6 protein-coding genes are annotated in these 4,202 nt (G+C 41.8%); 1 reads left to right on the forward strand and 5 read right to left on the reverse strand.

What is annotated here, in order from left to right; genetic code table 11:
• Positions 1–1,161: 1,161 nt before the first annotated feature.
• Positions 1,162–1,545, reverse strand: coding sequence for a single-stranded DNA-binding protein (locus ACQRBJ_RS15670; RefSeq protein WP_010537205.1), 384 nt, complete (start codon positions 1,543–1,545; stop codon positions 1,162–1,164).
• A 282-nt stretch (positions 1,546–1,827) separates the two neighbouring features.
• Here ACQRBJ_RS15670 and ACQRBJ_RS15675 point away from each other — a divergent pair, with 282 nt between their 5' ends.
• The gene (locus ACQRBJ_RS15675; RefSeq protein ID WP_022327464.1) at positions 1,828–2,007 is read left to right on the forward strand and encodes a hypothetical protein; all 180 of its coding nucleotides are present in this window, start codon (positions 1,828–1,830) and stop codon (positions 2,005–2,007) included.
• A gap of 288 nt (positions 2,008–2,295) precedes the next feature.
• Here the strand turns inward: ACQRBJ_RS15675 and ACQRBJ_RS15680 are convergent, their stop codons facing one another.
• From ACQRBJ_RS15680 to ACQRBJ_RS15695, 4 genes are all read right to left on the reverse strand, one after another.
• On the reverse strand, positions 2,296–2,472 hold the full coding sequence (locus tag ACQRBJ_RS15680; protein ID WP_010537206.1) for a hypothetical protein: 177 nt from the start codon (positions 2,470–2,472) through the stop codon (positions 2,296–2,298).
• 13 nt (positions 2,473–2,485) lie between these two features.
• Positions 2,486–2,731 (reverse strand): DUF6926 domain-containing protein, encoded by a 246-nt coding sequence (locus ACQRBJ_RS15685; RefSeq protein WP_445304186.1) that lies wholly within the window; start codon positions 2,729–2,731, stop codon positions 2,486–2,488.
• Positions 2,731–3,312: a hypothetical protein gene (locus tag ACQRBJ_RS15690; protein ID WP_445304187.1), complete on the reverse strand. Its 582-nt coding sequence runs from the start codon at positions 3,310–3,312 to the stop codon at positions 2,731–2,733. The genes ACQRBJ_RS15685 and ACQRBJ_RS15690 overlap by 1 nt, the downstream gene beginning before the upstream one ends.
• A 675-nt stretch (positions 3,313–3,987) precedes the next feature.
• A partial coding sequence (locus ACQRBJ_RS15695; protein ID WP_445304188.1) for a hypothetical protein occupies positions 3,988–4,202 on the reverse strand: 215 nt, incomplete at its 5' end.

The following is a 4,202-nucleotide window of genomic DNA, read 5'->3' on the forward strand; positions in this document are numbered from 1 at the left end:
ACCGTCCCTCGGAGTCACTTTAGACACCCTAAAACAAAGGTGTTTGTGCTGATTATCAGCCACTTATATTTACAGATTTTACATTCTGCGTGGGGAAATAAACATTCTGCATCGGCAAGTGACCTAAAGAAAAGCATAAAAAGAGAAAATACAAATCCGTAAAATGCGAAAAATCAATGATTTTATGAGAATTTGTATTTTCTCTTTTTCTCCATACTTTCTGTCTGTTTTTATATTTTTTTCGTAATTTTATTCCCAAATTGTCCCCCGAAAAGGATGCGAGGGACAAAAATCTATCCCCCGAAGACAATGAATCACATCTCTCATTAAAATAGGAACAGATGGAAAATATAAAGCATCTGAGGTAAATTCAGAAATACGACATTTAACCAGATGCAGGTATTGCTGTCCAAATCCTTGCCAATTAACCGAAACGAATCTGCCATATCTCTATGAATATTTTGCCAACCTCAGAATGGCATCATGAAACAGATAACAAACTATCATCATTGCTGTGCGTAAAAATATGCAGTCCACTGCGTAAAATGTAAGACTGGACAGTACTCCAATGAGTTTAAACAAATTGCCCATTGTTTGTTTGCGTGTTTGGGAACTCAGTTTATAAATTTATTGACTCGCTTTCACGAACTCTTTTAGGAATCGTTTTCCATAATTCAAGTCCAATGAATCATATGAGATTCTGAAGTATCTGAACTAAATTCAACAAGACATTTCACCAAAGGTGTTAACTATTAATACTTATTCCGTACAATATGGGAGTGAAACTGCGCAACAGCCAGACAAGCAACTTAACGAAAGGGGTGGCATTGGTAGACAGCATGTAAGTGACGGTTGCGTCACGGATGCCGTTAGCCAATGCCATTCTGTTCGTGCTTGTCCTTCGGCAAATGGTCATTCTTCATCTTTCGGGATTTTACTCCCGATAAATAAAGAATGTCGCTTTGACGAACTGTTGGTGCGGTTTCGCAGATGGGTGGGACAAAGTAATAAAAAGGGAAGACGGCTTGACGCTTATAATAGCAGTACGCATGCGGTTATAAGAGTAAACTTGCTAATAGTGGCTATAAAAGTAAACATGGTTGTATGAGCAAAACAAAAGCGACCGAAGCCGCTTTGTTTATTGGAGAGAATGAAGAAATCCTATTTCTTGCCTTTCTTGGTAGGCTTTTCAGGCTCAGCCGCTGGAGTTTCCTCCTTGTCTGGTGTAGGATAGAACTTGTTTGCGATGAAGACGATGCGGTTATGCTTGGTGCCTTGCTGATCAACCCACTCATCTGGTTTGAAGTAGCCCTCGACGGTGAGCATGGTTCCCTTCTGCAGCTTGTCGAAAGAGTCAACATGCTCGTTCTTGCGCCATGCCTCCATGTTCATGAAAGCTGATACTCTGTTGGTTTCCTCACCATTCTTCTCCTGACGGCTGACTGCCAATGAGAAACGTGCTACAGAAGCGTTGGTGAACTGACGGATTTCTGCGTTGTTGCCTACGAATCCTGTTACTACGAAAGTGTTCTCGATCTTTTTCATATTGAATTACTTTTTGAAGTGAAACTTAATTTTTACATGCAATTCAAAAGCAGGGATGTGGCACATGAGGGCAGCACCATGAAAATCGACTATAATACTCGTTTTCTGTTGGCGGTGAGGAGAAAAAGGAAGATTATCGGCTATTTTATTGGTCACAGCGAAGCGACCGCACAAGACGGATTCCATCTGTCGAAGCATCACGCTACCTTTGCATAGGAAAAATAGTGGCTTCAAAAAATCGGTAATTCAGAAAAGGACGCAAGAACACCGTAACAGCATCGTATGGCTCAATCATTTGCAGCAACCATCACCAATGCAAAACACGTTTCCATGGCGTGTGCCGTCATAAACAATGGTAAACCAACAGGCAATACTCTTTTCCGCATGGAGGGTGGTCGCATGAGCATATTGACAAAGACAAGCAGAAGGAGAACCTGCTCCGAAGGCTACTCCTATTTGTAGAGGAAGGTAAGCATGAGCAACCAACTACAATCGCAATGCTGCAAACAAGATCCATCCTCAGACAAAAGGCTTCATTGTACGAAAAGCTCCAAGAAAGGCGTAGTCGCAGATTTTATCTCATACAAAGAGGCAGGTCGCCATTTGGCGAATACAACCATCAAAGCATAGCCATATAAAAGTGTATCGTCAAACGATGAAGGGAGTTTGCCATTACATACAAAAGGGCTTTTACTGGCGGAAAGAAAAAAGATGCCTGGCGAGTATAACCTTCACCAAGCATCCTTTTCGTCAGTCATAGACAAGAACGTCATCACGTCTTTCTACAATTTCCTTGCCATTACGCAATTTCACCACGATGTCCTCACCATAGTCTGCAACCACGAACCCTTCTGTGCGTCCTCTGTAGGGTATCAGTAGTGTGCAACTGCAACCGATAATGTCGGTCAATTCTTCGTATTCAAACATAGCTCTATAAAGTTTATGGGTTCTCCGAATGATAAATCACCTTGCACTCCTCAACCTCGGCAGGTAGTCCAAAGGCAGGATAATGTGAGAATGATGCGTTTCCGTCTTGGCTGAGTGGAGAAACAATCTCCACTTGCCATTTCTGCATGAAGCCATCAACAATCTTGATGTCTTCATCACTCAATCCCGTAGGGTCGCCATTGATGATATAGCATAATGCCCAAGTGGGGATTTTCTCTATCGTCTCAAATCTTTCCATCAGTCAAACGTGAACTTGTTTATATAATAATAGGTGTCCACGTTCTCATACTCATAGCCGTTGATAAAATCCACCATTTCATCATCGGTTCTGTCACCTTGCGAGATACCCATCTTCTCACACCAATTGGTAATCGCATCTTGGCAAGTGTCAAAGACGTTTTCCCAAGCTTCCTCGAATGGCTCACCCGAAGAACTCACACAGCATTCCTCTGGGAAGAAGCCTTGCTCGTCGTGGACATAGAAAATGTCGCATCCACATTCTATCTCACGATAACTGATGGAAAGTTCTCCACCAAGAACATTGTTCAGTTCATCAAAGAACTCCTCACAGGCAGACCAAGCACTTTCGGTGTCAAAGGACAACAAGCAGATGTTCTCGTCTGCCTCAAACTCTGCCCAATAGATATATCCTCTTACCGATATGTCCATCTTCTCATAGTCGATGCCATAGTGTTCCGCCAACTTGTAGAGATATACGTTCTTGGTGTTCACCTCCATTGTTTGGAGCGTGTTCCAAAGGTCGGCTACCGCCTTGCGTTCGCCCATCACCTTGTACTGAGTGTCACAAATGTTTGCCATAAGTCTTCATTTTTTTTCCCTAATTTTGCATCTGCAATTTCGGGATTGATTAAAATTTTGTTGCCTCAAAAGGTGTCTGTGCTTTTCCTGCAAGGTTCTCTGCTCAAATACGACCTGCAAGGTGGAGATTTTAGCAAGAGACCATAGGCACTGACCTTGCAAGGAATATGGGTACAGACATTACCTTTGCAACCAAATTTATCAAAGCCCAGAAATGGTGATGAAGATACATGTAACGGAGTAACAATTAGAAAAGTTGAGTTGTAAGGATAAAAGAACCAAGAACGACTTGAAACAAGCGATTACAAGTGGAAAGTAACAGAAATCATACAAGAGTTCTTACTGGCGGAAAGAAAGAGAACGACAACCCAATACTGCACATGGCACGGTTGGGCTATCGCTCCGCAATTCGTTCAGTTCATCCAATCCATTAGTATATATATCCTAAGATGAATGAATTTATATTTGTGTATTGGCTTTGGTTGCAGCCATAGACAAGTAACACATCTTTTTTCTTTCCGCCAGTAAAAATGGTTCTTGAAGTAAAAGTAACAGGAAAAATGGTTGTTGGGTAGCAAAATTTGTTGCACAAGATTTGTTTTTCATTTTGTTGGTTCTTTCTTGTCACCCAATAAAATGATGCTTACGTTTGAGTTTTCATGTACCTGCTGATAATCAAGTAGGTAACAAATAAGAAATATCGTCTTTCAATGTACAACGCTGATACAACGCCGAAAGCCCCACGCCTGTGTACGTATATAGAATGCACTCTTGACAATGAGCGATAGAATCGTCCAAAGCCAATGAGGGCTGTATACAATACACCTCATGAGGCGTTCCCGTTGCTTTGTTCTTGACAACTTTTGCTCGAACTGCCAGATTCTTACTGC

Source organism: Prevotella sp. SGI.167, assembly GCF_050313615.1.
GTDB lineage: Bacteria > Bacteroidota > Bacteroidia > Bacteroidales > Bacteroidaceae > Prevotella.